Raw genomic sequence first — 18,170 nt, 5'->3', positions numbered from 1 at the left:
GCACATCTGAAGAAGCAGTCATACACAAACTAACGACGGATCTCCGGCGCAGGACACTAGGGCGCGTCCTCCAGAACCGGCGGCACAACCGCGACCGGGCTCGCCGCGTGCAGCAGTACGGCCATGGTCACCGTGCCGAGCATCGGCGCGGGGCGCGTGAGGCGGCGGCGGTGGCGGCCCACGACCACGAGGTCCGCCTCGCGGGAGTTCTCGACGAGGTGCCCGGCCGCGTCGCCCGGCGCCACGTACAGGTCGACCTCGACATCGGGGTGCATCTTGCGGAAGGGCGCCACCGCCGCGTTCACCAGCGTCAGCGTCTCGCGCTCGGCCGCTTCCTGGTCGACCGTCGTGGGCGTGAAGTCGCCGAACGTCGTCCAGGCGAGCACCGGCCACGGAAACACCGCGATCACCTGGAGCCGCGCCCCGCCCCGATCGGCCTCCTCGAAGGCGAAGGCGAGGAGGGTGTCGTCGGGCTCGTCCACCTCGACGCCGACGACCACGCGCGGTCCGGGGGGCAGGTCGTCGTCACCGTGCACGGCGCGTCCGGGCCTGGGCACCACGACGACGGGGCAGGCGGCGTCCCGCGCCACGGCCACACCGTTCGAACCGAGCAGCAGGCTGGCGAAGCCGCCGCGTCCCCGCGAGCCGAGGACCAACAGCTGTGCCTCAGCGCCGAGTTCGGGCAGGGCGGCCGCAGGGGCGCCCTCCAACGTCACGTATTCCACCGGAGGCAGACCGCCTCGGCCGGTCAGGGAGGCGCGCACCTCGTCGACGACCGGGTCACCCGCGGGCTCCGGCGGGCCGGACACCAGTACCCCTGGCTGGGTCCAGGGGGCGTACTGGCGCACATGGGCGATCCGCACGGGGGCCCCGCGCCTGCCCGCTTCCGTCAGCGCCCATTCCAGGGCGCGCAGGCTGTCTTCGGATCCGTCGACTGCGGCCACGACGGGCAGAGGGCGCGGGGTACTCATGTCCAACCTCCGACACCGGGGCACGGTGTCGACGGGCCCCGGCAAGAGCGACTGTTCCTGCCCCCAGCCTCGCGCACACCGGGACCAAGGGGCAGGGCCGTATGTCACATGTCGCCGGAAAAGCCGGAAACATCACCTGACCGCGACTCGGGCCGGACCGGCTCGGGCCAGTCCCGCCGAGGTCAGCCCGGCTCAGGTCAGATCGAACTCCCCCTCGCGTGCCCCCAGTACGAACGCCCCCCATTCCGCGGGCGTGAAGATCAGGGACGGGTTATGGGGACTGCCGCCATTGCGCATCGCGATGAAGCCTTCGACGAAGGCGATCTGGACGTCCCCCAGCCCCTTGCTGCTCGAATGCCAGTCCGCGGCACTCAGATCGAGGTCCGGCTTGTCCCAACCCGCGAGCGTGTGCTGCTCCATGGTGCTTTCGGCCACGTCCGTGCTCCTCCCGGTTCGTCGTCCGCCCGCCAGCCTAGCGACCGGCCCGCGCGGCGGACAGGCCGCGGCGGTGAGCCGTTCAGGACGTGGGCGGGTGCGCCCCGACGAGCCACATCGAGAAGAACTGCGAGCCGCCCCCGTAGGCGTGCCCGAGCACCTTGCGGGCGCCGTCGACCTGGTGTTCCCCCGCCTGCCCCCGGACCTGGAGCGCGGCCTCCGCGAAGCGGATCATGCCGGAGGCGCCGATGGGGTTGGTCGACAGGACGCCGCCCGACATGTTGACGGGCAGGTCGCCGTCGAGTTCCGTGACGCCCGATTCCGTGAGCTTCCAGCCCTCGCCCTCGGCGGCGAAGCCGAGGTTCTCCAGCCACATCGGCTCGTACCAGGAGAACGGCACGTACATCTCGACGGCGTCGATCTCCCGTCGGGGGTCTCCGATGCCCGCCTGCCGGTAGACGTCGGCGGCGCAGTCCTTGCCGGCCTGCGGCGAGACGAAGTCCTTGCCCGCGAACATGGTCGGCTCGCTGCGCATCGCGCCACCGTGCATCCAGGCCGGCGGCTGCGGCGAACGGGCCGCGCCCGCGCGGTCGGTGAGGATCATGGCGCACGCACCGTCGGAGGACGGACAGGTCTCGGAGTAGCGGACCGGGTCCCACAGCATGGGTGAGGACTGGACCTTCTCCAGGGTGATGCCGTGCTCGTGCAGATGCGCGTAGGGGTTCTTCAGCGCGTTGCGCCGGTCCTTGTACGCGACCAGAGAGCCGACGTGGTCGGGCGCTCCGGTGCGCCGCATGTACGCGCGGACGTGCGGGGCGAAGAAGCCGCCGGCACCGGCGAGCAGCGGCTGCGTGAAGGGGATCGGCAGGGACAGGCCCCACATCGCATTCGACTCGGACTGCTTCTCGAAGGCGAGGGTGAGGACGGTCCTGTGGACGCGGGACGCCACGAGGTTGGTGGCGACGAGGGCGGTGGAACCGCCGACCGAGCCCGCCGTGTGCACGCGGAGCATGGGCTTGCCGACCGCGCCGAGCGCGTCCGCGAGATACAGCTCGGGCATCATGACGCCCTCGAAGAAGTCCGGCGCCTTGCCGATCACCACGGCGTCGATGTCCGCCCACGTCAACTGGGCGTCTTCCAGGGCACGTCGGGCCGCCTCACGGACCAGTCCGGCGATCGAGACGTCCTTGCGGGCCGCGACGTGCTTGGTCTGGCCGATACCGACGACGGCCACGGGTTCTTTGTTGACCCCGCCGCTCACCCTGCCGCTCACCGTGCTGCTCATCAGGCGTCTCCTTCCAGGACGGCGACCAGGTTCTGCTGCAGACAGGGGCCGGACGTGGCATGCGCGAGTGCCCGGTCGGACTCACCGCGGTGGATACGGGCGGCGGCCTCTCCGATACGCAGCAGACCCGCGGCCATCACCGGGTTGGCGGCGAGCGCGCCGCCGGAGGGGTTCACGGCCACGTCGTCGCCCAGCTTCAGCGCCTTGCGCAGGACGACCTCCTGGGAGGTGAACGGTGCATGCAACTCGGCGGTGTCCACCGGCCGTTCGAAAGCGCCCGCTCGCTCGGCGGCGAGCCGCGAGGACGGGGAGTCGGTGAGGTCGCGGACGCCGAGACTGTGTGCCTCGATGCGGTGGTCCATGCCGCGGATCCAGGCCGGCCGCTCGCACAGTTCTCGGGCCTTGTCCCCGGCAGCCAGGATCACGGCGACGGCGCCGTCGCTGACGGGCGGGCAGTCGCCCTTGCGCAGCGGCTGCACCTCGTAGCCGCCCTGCGGCACCGAACCTTTCACCTGTGCGTGGCAGTTGGCCGTAGCGGACTCCCGACTTCTTGCGGCGATCCCGGCGAGCGCGGTCTCGTCGGTCTCGCCCGCGTCGATCAGGGCCTGTGCCTGAAGTGCCGCCAGGGCAACGGAGTCCGGCCACAGCGGGGCCACGTAGTACGGGTCGAGCTGGCGCGTGAGCACATCGCGCACCGAGCCCGGCGAGGACTTGCCGTACGAGTAGACGAGCGCGGTGTCGACCTCGCCGGTCAGCAGCTTCACCCAGGCCTCGTACATCGCCCAGGCGCCGTCCATCTCCACATGCGACTCGGAGATCGGCGGCCACGCGCCCACGCCGTCGAGGGTCATGGTGAAGGAGAAGGCACGGCCCGCGAGATAGTCGGAGGAGCCGGAGCAGGTGAAGCCGATGTCGCTTGTCCTGAGGCCGGTCTGCGCCAGGACCTGGTGCAGCACCGGCATCACCATGTCGACCTCGGAGAGTTCGTCGGTCGTGCGCAGATGGTCGCTCTGCGCGAAGGCGACGATCGCCACCTCTCGCATCTACACCAGCTCCTTGTACGTGTCGTAGTCGGCGTCCGGTTCGCCGGTGGGCCGGTAGTGGTCGGGGTAGCGCCCGCCCTCTGTCCACACCGGCTCGACCCTGAGGCCCATTCGCACCTGGTCGTACGGGATGCCGGCGATGCGGCCGTGGAGTGCGAGGTCGGCGCCGTCGAGCGCGATGTGGGCGTAGACGTAGGGCAGTTCGATGTCGAGGTTCCTGGCCTTGACGTTGACGATGCAGAAGGTGGTGACGGTGCCGGCCGGGCCGACCTCGACCCGGTCGGTCGTGGCGACGCCGCAGGTGGGGCAGGCGCCGCGCGGCGGGACGTAGACCTTGCGGCAGGACGGGCAGCGTTCGCCGACGGTGCGCCGGTCGGCGAGGGCGTTGATGTACGCGGTCTGGGCGCGGCCCGGGGAGTACACGTAGTCGAGGCGGGCCGCCGCGACGATCCCGGTGACCGCATCGTCGAACTGCCCGTCGTGCGCAGCGGGTTCGGTATCTGCAGCCTCGCCCTCGTACGGCTCGAAGCAGGCGATGTCGGTGATGGCGCCGGTGCGTTCGGCGGCCCAGCGGACGCGGACGCGCATGCCGGTGGTCACGGCGTCGGGGCCCGGCGCGTCGAGTGCGTGCAGGAGGGCGGTGTCGGTGCCGTCGAGCCTGACCAGGACCCAGGCGAAGGGTGTGCCGAGGGGCTGGCCGCGGCGAGGTTCGGGATTCCAGGCCCAGGTGGTGACGGTGCCGGTGGACTCGACCTCCACGAGGTCGCGGAGTTCGTCGGCGGTGACGGGGTCGTACTCGACGGGCGGGACCATGACCTTGCCGTCGGTGGTCTTCACACCGAGGACGGTGCGTTCGCGCAGGCCGGTCAGGAACGCGCTCTGGACGGAGCCGAGCGAGCGGGTGAAGGGGAACTCGACGACGAGCGGGGCTTTGAGGACTTCGGGCACTTCAGGACTCCTTGGCGGTCGGAGGGCTTCACGCGCGCCGGTAGACGGCGGGACGCTTCTCGGCGAAGGCCCTGGGGCCCTCCTTCGCGTCCTCGGTGGCGAAGATCGGCCAGCCGCGCTCCAGTTCGGACTTGAGGCCGTCGGTCTCGGTCATCTCGGCGGTCTCGTACACCGAGGCCTTCACCGCCTCCACCGCGAGCGGGCCGCAGGCATTGACCTGCTCGGCGATCTCCAGGGCCTTGTCGAGCGCGGTGCCGGTCGGGACGACGCTGCCGATCAGCCCGATGGAGAGGGCCTCGGCCGCGCTGTAGTGCCTGCCGGTCAGCAGCATCTCCAGGGCGTGGGTGCGCGGGATCTGGCGCTGCAGCCGCACGGTGGAGCCGCCGATCGGGAAGAGGGCTCGCTTGACCTCGGAGAGTCCGAAGGTCGCGCTCTCGGCGGCGACGCGGATGTCGGTGCCCTGGAGGATCTCCGTGCCGCCGGCCACGCAGTAGCCCTCGACGGCGGCGATCACGGGTTTACGGGGCCGGTGGTGGCGCAGCATCGCCTTCCAGTGGAGATCGGGGTCGGCCTTGAGGCGGTCCCGGTACTGCTCGCCCTCCATCCCCTTGCCGGCGAGGGCCTTGAGGTCCATGCCGGCGCAGAAGGTGCCGCCCGCGCCGGTCAGGACGACCGAGCGGATCGAGTCGTCCTCGTCGGCGGCGACCCATCCGTCGTAGAGGCCGACCAGCATCGGCAGGGAGAGCGCGTTCTTGGCCTCGGGCCTGTTGAGCGTGAGGACCAGGGTGGCGCCTTCGCGCCGCACCGCGAGGTGTTCCGTCCCGTGCCCCGTCCCGTGTCCCGCGTCGTGTTCCGTGCCATCCATGGCCGTGCTCCCGTCTCGGATGCGTCTCGGATGCCGCGTACGTCTCGGATGCGAGAACAGGTTGCAGTAGGCGGGTGGCCAGTTCAAGAGTTTTCTGACAGTCAGTCAGATTTCTTGTGCGGGGGCCCTTCCCTGTTCCATGCGGCTCTGCTGAGATGACGGCCACATCGAGATGGCGCCTGGGTCAGGAGGAGCGGTGGAGTACAACCTTGCCGACCTGTTCGAGTCGGTCGTCGACGTGGTCCCCGACCGCGAGGCGCTCGTGCACATCGACCATCCCGGTACGGGCGCGGAGCACCGGCTCACGTACGCCGGACTCGACGCGGCGGCCAACCGCCTCGCGCACCATCTGATCGACAGCGGGATCCGCCCCGGCGAACACCTGGGCCTGCACCTCTACAACGGCATCGAGTATCTCCAGACGGTGCTCGCCTGCCTCAAGGCGCGGATCGTGCCCGTCAACGTCAACTACCGTTACGTAGAGGAGGAGTTGGTCTACCTCTACCGTGACGCGGACCTCGCGGCGCTCGTCTTCGACGCCGAGTTCACCGAACGCGTCGCGGCCGCTCAGCCGCAGACGGAGAAGCTGCGCCACCTCGTGCGCGTCGGAACCCCGCCGGCCGGCGCGCCGCCCGTCAAGGCCGTGGACTTCACGGAGGCGGAGGCCACCGGCTCGCCGGAGCGCGGCTTCGGGCCGCGCTCGGCCGACGACCTCTTCATCATCTACACGGGCGGCACGACCGGCATGCCCAAGGGCGTGATGTGGCGCCAGGAGGACCTGTTCTTCTCGGGGCTCGGCGGCGGCGCGCCGACGGGCGAGCCGGTCAGCAGGCCGGAGGAGCTGTCCGAGCGCGTGGCGGCCGGCGGTGACGGGATCACCTTCTTCCCGACTCCTCCGCTGATGCACGGAACGTCCACGCTCACCGCCTTCATCGGCTTCAACTTCGGCCAACGCCTCGTCATCCACACGAAGTTCGTGCCCGAAGAAGTGCTGCGTACGGTCGAGAAGGAGAGGGTGACGAGCATGTCGCTCGTCGGGGACGCGATGCTGCGGCCCCTGATCGACGCGCTGAACGGGCCCATGAAGGGCACCGACTGCTCGTCGATGTTCAGCGTCTCGTCGTCGGGCGCGATCATGTCGGAGACGGTGCGCGCGCAGTTCCAGGCGCTCGTCCCGAACGTGATGCTCCTGAACAACTTCGGCTCGTCCGAGTCCGGCTTCAACGGCACGGCGACGGACGACTCCGGCCCGGAGAAGGGCTTCCGCCTGCGGGTCAACTCCCGTACGCAGGTGGTCGATCCGGCGACATACGAGCCGGTCGCCCCCGGAGAGCCGGGCCGCATCGCCCAGCGCGGGCACGTCCCGCTCGGCTACTACAACGACCCCGCGAAAACGGCCGAGACGTTCTTCCAGAAGGGCGACGAGCGGTGGGTTCTGCTCGGGGACATGGCGACGGTCGACGAGGACGGCATCGTCACGGTCCTCGGACGTGGCTCGCAGTGCATCAACACGGGCGGCGAGAAAGTGTATCCGGAAGAGGTCGAGCAGGCCCTGAAGTCCCATCCCGACGTGTACGACGCGCTGGTGGCCGGGGTACCCGACGCCAAGTGGGGCAATCACGTCGCCGCGGTGGTCCAACTGCGCGACGGCGCGGAACCGCCCTCGCTCGACGACATCCAGACCCACTGCCGCACCCGCCTCGCGGGCTACAAGATCCCCCGCCAGCTGGTCCTGACCGACCGGATCCAGCGCTCACCCAGCGGCAAGGCGGACTACCGGTGGGCGCGGGCGGTGGCGGCGGACGGGGCGTAGCGGGGCGCGACCGGGGGCTCGTAGCGGGACATGGCGACGGCGCGTGGCAGGACACGGCCTCGTACCGGCGTGCAGCCTCGCGCCGGGGGTCAATCCGGTTGCCACCCCGCCGTCCCGGTGCTGGAGTGGCCGGATGAATCACCAAGCAGTGCTGGGCCTGTTCGACCGGCAGATGAGGCGGGGGGCGAGGCCCGACGGCCCCGGCGCGCGGGTCGAGCGGGTGGACGGCGTGGTGCGGCAGACCGGCGCCGAGGGCAGCTCCTGGAACGGCGTCGTGTGGTCGGACCTCGACGAGGGCTCGGCCGACGCGGCGATCGCCGCGCAGGTACGCCATTTCACCGGCCTCGGACGCGAATTCGAGTGGAAGGTGTACGGGCACGACCTGCCGCACGACCTTCCGCAGCGGCTCACGGCCGCCGGATTCCTCCCCGAGCCCGTGGAGACGCTCCTGGTCGCCGAGGTCGCGGACCTGCCGACAGATGTCCCGCTTCCCGAGGGGATCCGGCTGCTCCCCGTCACCGACGAGGCGGGCGTCGACCTCATGTCGGAGGTGCACGACAAGGCCTTCGGCAGGAGCCTCGGCCTCACCCGGCACCAGCTCCTCGCCCAGCTCGCCGAGGACCCGGACGCCGTTCCCGCGGTGCTCGCGCTGGCCGGGGACGTGCCGGTGAGCGCGGCCCGTATGGAGACGCACCCGGGGACGGACTTCGCGAGCCTGTGGGGCGGCGGCACCGTCGCCGAGTGGCGCGGGCGCGGGATCTACCGCAGCCTCGTCGCGTTCCGCACCCGCATCGCCGCCGAGCGCGGCTACCGCTACCTCCAGGTCGACGCCTCCAGCATGAGCCGCCCGATCCTGGAACGCCTCGGCTTCGCGGCCCTGAGCACGACGACTCCGTACGTCCACGACGCCTCCGGTGGCGCCTGAGGGAATCTGAGGGCGCCCGGCCGGCGATTGAGTCCGTCCCGCCTCTTGACGCCTGCCCTCACCCCTTGAATTACTGACCCTGAACGGATCAACCGAATGATCGGTCGACCGATTTGCCCGTTATGCCAGTGTGGGTGGATGGTCGGCCCTCAGGGCTCGGGAGTGCGGTCGACGATGACAGAACTGCTGGACGCGGGGGAACTGCTCGGCCCCGAGGAGCTGCACGCGCAGCAGCTGGAGCGGCTGCGGGCGACACTGCGCCGCGTGTACGAGAAGGTGCCGTTCTACCGCGCCTCCTTCGACAAGGCGGGCGTGCACCCCGAGGACTGCCGCTCGCTCGCCGACCTCGCCCGCTTCCCGTTCACCACGAAGACCGACCTGCGGGACAACTACCCGTTCGGGATGTTCGCCGTGCCGGAGACGGATGTGCGCCGGCTGCACGCGTCCAGCGGCACCACCGGCCTGCCCACCGTCGTCGGCTACACGGAGAACGACATCTCCATGTGGGCCGACATGGTGGCGCGCTCCCTGCGCGCGGCGGGCGCCCGGCCCGGCCACAAGGTCCATGTGGCGTACGGGTACGGCCTGTTCACGGGTGGACTCGGCGCGCACTACGGCGCCGAGCGGCTCGGCTGCACGGTCATCCCCGCGTCCGGCGGCATGACCGCACGCCAGGTGCTGCTGATCCAGGACTTCCGCCCCGAGGTCATCATGGTCACCCCGTCGTACATGCTGACGCTCCTCGACGAGTTCGAGCGCCAGGGCGTCGACCCGCGCGGCACATCCCTCAAGGTCGGGGTCTTCGGCGCCGAGCCGTGGACCGAGGAGATGCGCCGCGAGATCGAGGAGCGCTTCGCCATCGACGCCGTCGACATCTACGGCCTCTCCGAGGTGATGGGCCCGGGCGTCGCCCAGGAGTGCGTCGAGACGAAGGACGGGCTGCACATCTGGGAGGACCAGTTCTATCCGGAGGTCGTCGACCCGATCACCGGGGAGGTCCTGCCGGACGGTGAGCAGGGCGAGCTGGTGTTCACCTCGCTCACCAAAGAAGCCATGCCCGTGATCCGCTACCGGACACGCGACCTGACCCGGCTCCTGCCCGGAACGGCCCGCCCCTCCTTCCGCCGCATGGAGAAGGTGACGGGCCGCAGCGACGACATGGTGATCCTGCGCGGGGTGAACCTCTTCCCGACCCAGGTCGAGGAGATCGTCCTGCGCACGCCGGGCGTCGCCCCCCACTTCCAGCTCCGGCTGACCCGCGCGGGCCGCATGGACGCCCTGACGGTACGCGCCGAGGCGCGCGCCGACGCGACCGCCGCCGAACGCGACGCGGCGGCCCGCACCATCGCGACCGGAGTGAAGGACGGCATCGGCGTCTCGGTGACGGTGGAGGTCGTGGACCCGGAGACGCTGGAGCGTTCGGTGGGCAAGATCAAGCGCATCGTGGACCTGCGGGGGCGGGAGGGGTAACCCGCCCCCATCGGCCCCGATTCCGTCAGCTCGCCTCGCTCCACAGGTCGTGTCCGTACGCGTCGACGACTGCCCCGATCCTGGCGAGCGCCTCCTCGGCGGGCAGCGGGGCGGGGCGACGGCCGTCACGCAGGCGCAGCGCGACCCGACCGTCCGCCGCCTCCCTCCCGCCGATGACCGCCTGGTACGGCACGAGCCTGGCCTCCCGGACGCGGGCGCCCAGGGTGCCGCGGTCCGGGCCCGCGACCTCCGCCCGCAGCCCCAGCTCGGCGCACCGCCGCGCGAGGGCATCGGCGTGCGGAAGCTCTGCGTCCGAGATCGGCAGGATCGCCACCTGGGTGGGCGCGAGCCACGCCGGGAAGGCGCCGCCCTGCTGCTCGATGAGGTGCGCGACGACCCGCTCCACGCTGCCGATGATGCTGCGGTGGACCATCACCGGACGGTGCTTCGCGCCGTCCGGACCGATGTAGTGCAGGTCGAAACGCTCGGGCTGGTGGAAGTCGACCTGGACGGTGGAGAGGGTGGACTCGCGTCCCGCGCCGTCGGCGACCTGGACGTCGATCTTGGGCCCGTAGAACGCGGCCTCTCCCTCGGCCGCCTCGTAGGGAAGGCCCGAGCGGTCGAGGACATCGGTGAGCAGCGCGGTCGAGCGCTTCCACATCCCGGGGGCGGAGACGTACTTGCCGCCCGGGCCCGGCAGAGAGAGCCGGTAGCGCGCCGGGTTGATGCCGAGCGCCTCATAGACCCTGCGGATCATCTCCAGCGCCGCCTGCGCCTCGTCGGCCACCTGGGCGAGGGTGCAGAAGACATGCGCGTCGTTGAGCTGGATGGCCCGTACGCGGGTCAGACCGCCGAGCACGCCCGACAGCTCGGAGCGGTACATGCCGCCCAACTCCGCCATACGCAGCGGGAGTTCGCGATAGCTGTGGGAACGGGAACGGTAGATCACGGCGTGGTGGGGACAGAGGCTGGGCCGCAGGACGACCTGCTCGCCGCCCAGGTCCATCGGGGGAAACATGTCGTCGCTGTAGTGCGACCAGTGCCCCGAGATCTCGTACAGCTCGCGCTTGCCGAGGACCGGCGAGTACACGTGCCGGTAGCCGGCCCGCCGCTCGGCGGTGCGGATGTACTCCTCGAGGGTGTGCCGTACGGCCGCGCCGTCGGGCAGCCAGTAGGGCAGTCCCGCGCCGATCAGCGGGTCGGTGCCGAAGAGGCCGAGCTCACGGCCGAGCTTGCGGTGGTCGTGCTTCGGGCTCTCGTGCTCCGCGTTGCCTTGATTGCGCTTCTCGTGCTTCTGCTGGTCCTGCTTCTGCTGGTTCATGGTGGGATCCCTCGCGGTCGTCGGGCGAGTGGTCCCACGGCGAAGCCCCGGGGCACTCGCCCCGGGGCTTCGGACTGAGACAGCTGTCAGCGCGCCGGGACACTCTCCGGCGTCGTCGTCATGGCAGCTGCGCGTCGCTTCATGGCCGGACCGTAACAGGGCCCCGGCCGCCTCCGCTCGTCATTTTCCGGCGGGCTCAGTGCGCCGTACGGAACCGGTCCCGCAGCTCGCGCTTGAGGATCTTGCCGCTGGCGTTGCGCGGGAGTTCGTCCACGAAGACGACCCGCTTGGGCGCCTTGAAGTGGGCGAGTTTCTCGCGCGCGTGGGCGATGAGCTCCGCCTCGGTCACCTCGCCGCCGCCCCGGACCACGACGGCCGTGACTGCCTCGATCCAGCGCTCGTCGGGCAGGCCGATGACGGCGGTCTCGGCCACCTGCGGGTGGGTGTAGAGCGCGTCCTCGACCTGGCGTGAGGCGACGAGCACTCCCCCGGAGTTGATGACGTCCTTCACACGGTCGACGACGGTGAAGTAGCCCTGGCCGTCGCGCACCGCGAGGTCTCCCGAGCGGAACCAGCCGTCGCGGAACGCCGCCTCGGTCTCCTGCGGCTTGTCCCAGTAGCCGTCGCACAACTGCGGTGAGCGGTAGACCACTTCACCGGCGGTGCCGTCAGGCACCTCCTTCCCGTCCTCGTCGACGACCCGCGCCTCGACGAACAGGACGGGCCGCCCGCACGAGTCCATCCGGCCCTCGTGCTCGTCGGGTCCGAGGACGGTGGCGAGGGGCCCGATCTCGCTCTGGCCGAAGCAGTTGTAGAAGGCGAGTCCGGGCAGGCGCGCGCGGAGCCGTTCCAGGACCGGCACCGGCATGATCGACGCGCCGTAGAAAGCCTTGCGCAGGCCGCTCAGATCCCGGGTCGCGAAGTCCGGGTGCTGCGAGAGGCCGATCCAGACGGTGGGCGGCGCGAAGAGGCTGTCGCCGGCGCCCGCCTCCACCAGGTCGAAGATTGTCGCGGCGTCCGGTGCGTCCAGGATCGTGTTCTGCGCGCCGACGGCGAGGTAGGGCAGCAGGAAGACGTGCATCTGCGCCGAATGGTAGAGCGGCAGGGAGTGGACGGGCCGGTCCGTCTCCGTGAGGCCGAGTGCATGGATCGCGCTGACGTACTCGTGGACGAGAGCGCGGTGCGACATCATCGCGCCCTTGGGCAGCGCGGTCGTGCCGGAGGTGTACAGGAGCTGCACCAGGTCGTCGGCGTCCGGCTGCGGACCGTCGTACGGCTCGGCGGAGGGGATCCTGGCGAGCAGGGAGTCGTCCGCGTCGCGCAGGGCCAGGGTGCGCACGCCGGCGGGGAGCCGGTCCGCGAGGCCGGGGTCGGTCAGTACAAGTGCGCAGCCGGACTGGCCGACGATGTAGGCGAGGTCGTCCCCGGTGAGGTTCTGGTTGACCGGCACGTGCACGAGCCCGGCGCGCGAACAGGCCAGGAAGCCGATCAGGTACGCGTCCGAGTTGTGCCCGTAGGCGCCGACGCGGTCCCCTCGTCCGAGGCCGAGGCCGCGCAGCACACCGGCCGCGCGCGAGACGGCAGCGTCGAGTTCGGCGTACGTCCATGCGCGCGGGCCGTAGCGGACGGCGACGCGTTCGGGGGCGCGTCGTGCGCTGCGGCGCAGCGTCCCGTCGACCGTGCTGGCGCGTACGTCTCGTTCATTGCTGACACCCGTCATGGCGCGATCCTGTGCCCCGGCCCACACGAAATCAAGGCCGGTGACGTGCGTCGCGCGCAGGCCGCACCGGACGCCGCCCTTCCGGGCATACCCGTTGGTACGCTCAACCGCCCCTTCCCTCACTCCAGTTGGGAGGCACGATGCGCACCCGCCCGAGACGTCTCGCGGTCATCGGTTTCGCCCTGTTGACCGCGCTGAGCACCACGGCCTCACTCCCGTCGGCAGCCGCCGGTGGCCACGGCCGGCCCGAGCACCACCCGCACGGCGGCGGCCTGTCCGCCACGATCCGCTTCACCGAGTACGGCATTCCGCATATCGTCGCCAAGGACTACGCGGGGCTTGGCTTCGGCACCGGGTGGGCGCAGGCCGCCGACCAGGTGTGCGCGCTCGCCGACGGATTCGTCACCGTGCGCGGCGAGCGCTCCCGCTACTTCGGGCCCGACGCGGCCCCTGACGGCTCCCTGTCCTCGGCCACGAAGAACGTCTCCAGCGACCTCTACTTCCGGGGAGTCCGTGAGGCGGGCACCGTGGACAAGCTCCTCACCGAGCCGGCGCCCGCGGGCCCGAGCCGAGAGGTGAAGGAGACGATGCGGGGCTTCGCCGCCGGATACAACGCGTGGCTGAAGCAGAACAGGATCACCGACCCGGCCTGCAAGGGAGCGGATTGGGTGCGCCCGGTGACGACCCTCGACGTCGCGGCGCACGGCTTCGCACTCGCCGTGCTCGGCGGTCAGGGCCGCGGCGTGGACGGCATCACGGCCGCGCAACCACCGACCGCGCAACCACCGGGCGGCGCCGGTACGCAGCCACCGACCGCGGGAACCCCCGCCCCTACGCCGGACAAGGCCACGACAGCCGCGGCGGCCAAGGAGCTGTTCTCGGGCGAGGACGCCGACATGGGGTCCAACGCTGTCGCGTTCAGCGGTGCCACCACGGCGAACGGCCGCGGTCTGCTCCTGGGCAACCCGCACTACCCGTGGCAGGGCGGCCGTCGCTTCTGGCAGTCGCAGCAGACGATTCCCGGTGAGCTGAACGTCTCCGGCGGCTCTCTCCTCGGCTCGACGACGATCTCGATCGGCCACAACTCCCGTATCGCCTGGAGCCACACCGTCGCGACGGGGGTCACGCTCAATCTCCACCAGTTGACACTGGACCCGGCCGACCCGACCGCGTACCTCGTCGACGGCAGGCCGGAGCGGATGACGAAGCGGACCGTGACCGTCGCGGTGAAGGACGGTGCGCCGGTCACCCGCACCCAGTGGTGGACGCGGTACGGGCCGATCGTGAACTCGCTCGGCGCGTCGCTGCCGCTGCCCTGGACGGCCACGACGGCGTATGCGCTGAACGACCCGAACGCCCTGAACCTGCGCGCCTCCGACACGGGACTCGGGTTCAGCAAGGCGCGCTCCACGGACGACGTGCTGCGCTCGCTGAAGCGCACGCAGGGGCTTCCGTGGGTGAACACGGTCGCCGCCGACGCCTCCGGGCACTCGCTGTTCGCTCAGGCGCAGGTGCTGCCCCGGATCACCGACGACCTGGCCGCGCGCTGCTCGACGCCGCTCGGCAAGGTGACGTATCCGGCGTCCGGCGTCGCGGTCCTGGACGGCTCGCGCGGCGACTGCAAGCTCGGTTCCGACAAGGACGCCGTCCAGCCGGGCATCTTCGGGCCGTCCAGGATGCCGGTCCTCAAGGACGCGCCGTACGTGGAGAACTCGAACGACAGTGCCTGGCTGGCCAACGCCGACCGGCCGCTGACGGGGTACGAGCGGGTCTTCGGGACGGTCGGCACGCAGCGGTCGATGCGGACGCGCGGCGGCGTCGAGGACGTGTCGGCGATGGCGGGGCGCGGCGGACTCACGGTCGCCGACCTCCAGCGGCAGCAGTTCGCCGACCGGGTGCCCGCGGCGGATCTGGCGGCGGCGGACTCGGCGCGCGCGTGCGCGGCGCTGCCCGGTGGCACGGCAACAGGCAGCGATGGCACGGCCGTTGATGTGGGACAGGCCTGCGATGTGCTCAAGAAGTGGGATCACACGATGCGCACGTCGAGCCGGGGAGCGCTGCTCTTCGACCGGTTCTGGCGGGGGCTCACCGCGGCCGTGCCGAACGACAAGCTCTGGAAGGTGCCGTTCTCGGCCGCCGACCCGGTGCGCACACCGAACACGCTGAACACGGATGCGCCGGGCTTCGCGACCGCGCTCGCCGACGCGGTGGGTGAGCTGCGGGCAGCCGGGATCGCCCTGGACGACCCGCTCGGCGCGCACCAGTTCGTCGTGCGCGGCGGCAAGCGCATCCCCGTCCACGGCGGCACGGAGTCCCTCGGCGTGTGGAACAAGGTCGAGACGGTGTGGGACGCGAAGGCGGGCGGCTACACGGAGGTCGTTCACGGTTCGAGCTACATCCAGGCCGTCGGCTGGAACGGCGGTGGCTGCCCGGTGGCGCGGACCCTGCTGACGTACTCCCAGTCCTCGAACCCGAACTCGCCGCACTACAGCGACCAGACGCACCTGTACTCGGACGGCGAGTGGGTGACGTCGCGCTTCTGCGAGAAGGACATCCTGAAGTCACCGGCGCTGAAGGTGGTGCGGGTGCACGGCTGAACGACGGGAGCGGCCCGGGGATCTCTCCCCGGGCCGCTCCTCTGTCACACCTCCGCGTGGATCACATCGCGCGCGTGCGGCCCTCCCAATACGGGTCGCGCAGCCGGCGCTTGTAGAGCTTTCCGTTCGGGTCGCGCGGCATCGTCTCGATGAAGTCGACGCTCTTCGGCCGTTTGTAGCCCGCGAGCTGGCGCTCGCAGTGGGCGAGGATCTCGGCGGCGAGGGCGTCGCCGGCGGTGTGCCCCTCCGCGGGTTCGACGACCGCCTTGACCTCCTCGCCCCAGTCGTCGTTCGGGATCCCGAAGGCCGCGGCGTCGGCGATGGCCGGGTGGGTGAGGAGCGCGGACTCGATCTCGGCGGGGTAGATGTTGACGCCGCCCGAGATGATCATGTCGATCTTGCGGTCGCGGAGGAAGAGATACCCGTCCTCGTCGAGAATGCCGAGGTCGCCGACGGTGAAGAAGTCGCCGATGCGGTTCTTCTTCGTCTTGGTCTCGTCCTTGTGGTACGAGAATCCTCCGGTGCTCATCTTCATGTAGACGGTGCCGAGTTCGCCGGGCGGCAGCCGGTTGCCGTCGTCGTCGAACACGGCGAGTTCGCTGATCGGCCACGCCTTGCCGACCGTGCCCGGCTTCTTCAGCCAGTCCTCGGCGGTCGCGAACGCGCCGCCGCCCTCACTGGCCGCGTAGTACTCCTCGACGCTGTGGCCCCACCAGTCGATCATCGCGCGCTTGACGTGGTCGGGGCAGGGCGCGGCGCCGTGGATGGCGTGCCGCATCGCCGACACGTCGTACGCGCTCCTGACGCTGTCGGGCAGGGCGAGCAGGCGGTGGAACTGGGTCGGCACCATGTGCGTGTGTGTGCACCTGAAGGTGTCGATGAGACGCAGCATGTCCTCGGGGGTCCACTTGTCCATCAGGACGAGGGTGTGCCCGATGTGCAGGGACGCGCCCGCGAACTGGAGCACGGCGGTGTGGTAGAGCGGCGAGCAGACGAGGTGGACGTTGTCGTCGAACGGCTTGATGCCGAAGATGCCGAGGAAGCCGCCGAGGTAGGTCTCCTCAGGGAGTTTGCCGGGCAGGGGACGGCGGATGCCGCGGGGGCGGCCCGTGGTGCCCGAGGTGTAGTTCATGACCCAGCCGAGAGACCGGTCGTCCGGCACCGACTCGGACTGCCCGTCGAGAAGTTGGGCGTACGGGCGGAAGCCGTCGATGGCTCCGACCGCGTACCGCTGCCCTGCCGGGAGTGCCGCCTCGTCGGCGGCGGCCACGGCCTGTTCGGCGAACCGCTCGTGTGCGATGAGGACCTTCGCTCCGGAGTCGGCGACGATCCAGGCGATCTCGGGGCCGACCAGATGGTGGTTGACCGGGACGAGGTAGAAGCCGGCCTGGGAGGCGGCGAGATACGCGGTGAAGAACTCGACTCCGTTGGGCAGGACGACGGCGAACGCGTCGCCTCGTTCGAGCCCGGCGGCCCGCAGACCGTGCACGAGCCTGTTGACGTCGGCGTGCAGCCGGCCGGCGGTCCACTCCTCCCCGTCGGGTGCGACGAGTACGGTACGGCCGGGGTCCGCGGTGGCCTGGGCCCAGAATCCGTTGGGGGGCGCGCTGTTGGGGTTGGGGCCGGTGCTCACGACTGGCCGCTCCTTCCTGCGATGCGGTTGATGCGGTCGACAGCGCGCTCGAAGCCGCGCGTGAGGTCGTCGAACACGGCCTGGACGGGGCGTTCGCTCGTCATCCGGCCGACGATCTGCCCGACGGGCGTGCCGAGCAGCCGATCGACCTCGTGCTTCTGGATACGGGAGACGGCCTCGGCGACGAGCAGCCCCTGGAGCGGCATGGGCAGGGTGCCGGGGCCCGTCGGGTCGTCCCAGGCGTCGGTCCACTCCGTGCGGAGCTGGCGCGCGGGCTTGCCGGTCAGGGCGCGGGAGCGGACGGTGTCGCCGGAGCCGGCCGCGAGGAGTTTGGCGGTGAGCGCGCGGGAGTGGAGGTCGGCCTCGGTGGTGGTGAGCCAGAGGGAGCCGAGCCAGACGCCCTGGGCACCGAGCGCGAGGGCCGCCGCGATCTGTTCCCCGCTGCCGATGCCGCCGGCCGCGAGGACGGGCAGCGGGGCCACGGCGTCGACCGCTTCGGGCGTGAGCACCATGGAGGCGATCTCGCCGGTGTGTCCGCCTGCCTCGTAGCCCTGCGCGACGACGATGTCGATGCCCGCGTCCGCGTGTTTACGGGCGTGCCGGGCGCTGCCCGCGAGAGCGGCCACGAGAACGTCGTGGTCGTGGGCGCGCTGGACGACGTCGGCGGGTGGTGAACCGAGCGCGTTGGCAAGGAGTTTGATCGGGTAGTCGAAGGCGACGTCCAGCTGGCTGCGGGCGACCTGCTCCATCCACCCGGTGATGCGCCAGCCCGACGCCTCACCCTCGGCGAGCTCGGGCACCCCGTGCTTGGCGAGGGTGTCTCTGACGAACTGGCGGTGTCCTTCGGGGATCATCGCCTCGACGTCGGCCTCGGTCAGTTTCTGGTGGTTCGGGCCCTCGACCTTCTTCGCGGGCATCACGACATCGAGCCCGTAGGGCGCGCCGTCGACGTGCTCCTGCATCCAGTCGAGATCTCGGGCCAGGTCGTCGGGTGCGGTGTAGCGGACCGCGCCGAGCACGCCGAACCCCCCGGCCCTACTGATGGCGGCGGCCACCGCCGGGAAGGGCGTGAAGCCGAAGATGGCGTGCTCGATCCCCAGTTTCTTGCTCAGCTCCGTCTGCATGGGCGCAGAATGCCGCACTC

Annotated in this window: 14 protein-coding genes; 4 read left to right on the top strand and 10 right to left on the bottom strand. The window is 70.8% G+C overall.

Going from position 1 to position 18,170, the window contains the following annotated elements:
• Window positions 1-56: 56 nt before the first annotated feature.
• From CG723_RS34200 to CG723_RS34175, 6 genes are all read right to left on the bottom strand, one after another.
• Complete coding sequence (locus tag CG723_RS34200) at window positions 57-971, bottom strand: universal stress protein (protein WP_100597381.1); 915 nt, start codon at window positions 969-971, stop codon at window positions 57-59.
• 192 nt (window positions 972-1,163) lie between these two features.
• Window positions 1,164-1,391: a DUF397 domain-containing protein gene (locus tag CG723_RS34195; protein ID WP_383085598.1), complete on the bottom strand. Its 228-nt coding sequence runs from the start codon at window positions 1,389-1,391 to the stop codon at window positions 1,164-1,166.
• Between the two features lie 97 nt (window positions 1,392-1,488).
• The gene (locus CG723_RS34190; RefSeq protein WP_100597379.1) at window positions 1,489-2,691 is read right to left on the bottom strand and encodes a thiolase domain-containing protein; all 1,203 of its coding nucleotides are present in this window, start codon (window positions 2,689-2,691) and stop codon (window positions 1,489-1,491) included.
• Window positions 2,691-3,734, bottom strand: coding sequence for a thiolase domain-containing protein (locus tag CG723_RS34185; protein ID WP_100597378.1), 1,044 nt, complete (start codon window positions 3,732-3,734; stop codon window positions 2,691-2,693). Before CG723_RS34185 ends, CG723_RS34190 begins: the two co-directional genes overlap by 1 nt.
• On the bottom strand, window positions 3,735-4,682 hold the full coding sequence (locus CG723_RS34180) for a Zn-ribbon domain-containing OB-fold protein (protein WP_100597377.1): 948 nt from the start codon (window positions 4,680-4,682) through the stop codon (window positions 3,735-3,737).
• Window positions 4,683-4,710: 28 nt separating this feature from the next.
• Window positions 4,711-5,547: a crotonase/enoyl-CoA hydratase family protein gene (locus tag CG723_RS34175; RefSeq protein WP_100597376.1), complete on the bottom strand. Its 837-nt coding sequence runs from the start codon at window positions 5,545-5,547 to the stop codon at window positions 4,711-4,713.
• A gap of 196 nt (window positions 5,548-5,743) precedes the next feature.
• On the opposite strand from CG723_RS34175, the gene CG723_RS34170 reads away from it, so the two are divergent.
• The 3 genes from CG723_RS34170 (at window position 5,744) to paaK (ending at window position 9,755) form a co-directional block, all read left to right on the top strand.
• Window positions 5,744-7,360: an acyl-CoA synthetase gene (locus CG723_RS34170; protein ID WP_100597375.1), complete on the top strand. Its 1,617-nt coding sequence runs from the start codon at window positions 5,744-5,746 to the stop codon at window positions 7,358-7,360.
• A 133-nt stretch (window positions 7,361-7,493) separates the two neighbouring features.
• Window positions 7,494-8,285 (top strand): GNAT family N-acetyltransferase, encoded by a 792-nt coding sequence (locus tag CG723_RS34165; protein WP_100597374.1) that lies wholly within the window; start codon window positions 7,494-7,496, stop codon window positions 8,283-8,285.
• 174 nt (window positions 8,286-8,459) lie between these two features.
• Window positions 8,460-9,755, top strand: coding sequence for a phenylacetate--CoA ligase PaaK (gene paaK / locus CG723_RS34160; protein ID WP_100597373.1), 1,296 nt, complete (start codon window positions 8,460-8,462; stop codon window positions 9,753-9,755).
• Window positions 9,756-9,780: 25 nt separating this feature from the next.
• Here the strand turns inward: paaK and thrS are convergent, their stop codons facing one another.
• Both thrS and CG723_RS34150 read right to left on the bottom strand, forming a co-directional pair.
• Window positions 9,781-11,076, bottom strand: a complete 1,296-nt coding sequence (gene thrS / locus CG723_RS34155) for a threonine--tRNA ligase (RefSeq protein WP_100597372.1) — start codon at window positions 11,074-11,076, stop codon at window positions 9,781-9,783.
• Between the two features lie 196 nt (window positions 11,077-11,272).
• The gene (locus CG723_RS34150; protein WP_100597371.1) at window positions 11,273-12,796 is read right to left on the bottom strand and encodes an acyl-CoA synthetase; all 1,524 of its coding nucleotides are present in this window, start codon (window positions 12,794-12,796) and stop codon (window positions 11,273-11,275) included.
• 140 nt (window positions 12,797-12,936) lie between these two features.
• Here CG723_RS34150 and CG723_RS34145 point away from each other — a divergent pair, with 140 nt between their 5' ends.
• Window positions 12,937-15,393, top strand: coding sequence for a penicillin acylase family protein (locus tag CG723_RS34145; RefSeq protein ID WP_100597370.1), 2,457 nt, complete (start codon window positions 12,937-12,939; stop codon window positions 15,391-15,393).
• A gap of 61 nt (window positions 15,394-15,454) precedes the next feature.
• On the opposite strand, the gene CG723_RS34140 is transcribed toward CG723_RS34145, so the two are convergent.
• Window positions 15,455-17,026 (bottom strand): acyl-CoA synthetase, encoded by a 1,572-nt coding sequence (locus tag CG723_RS34140; protein WP_100597369.1) that lies wholly within the window; start codon window positions 17,024-17,026, stop codon window positions 15,455-15,457.
• A complete protein-coding gene (locus CG723_RS34135) occupies window positions 17,023-18,150 on the bottom strand; it encodes an NAD(P)H-dependent flavin oxidoreductase (protein ID WP_100597368.1) in 1,128 nt (375 codons plus the stop codon). Before CG723_RS34135 ends, CG723_RS34140 begins: the two co-directional genes overlap by 4 nt.
• Window positions 18,151-18,170 lie beyond the last annotated feature (20 nt).

Source organism: Streptomyces sp. CB01635 (assembly GCF_002803065.1).
Taxonomy (GTDB): Bacteria; Actinomycetota; Actinomycetes; order Streptomycetales; family Streptomycetaceae; genus Streptomyces.
This window is presented reverse-complemented; position numbering and strand designations above follow the sequence as displayed.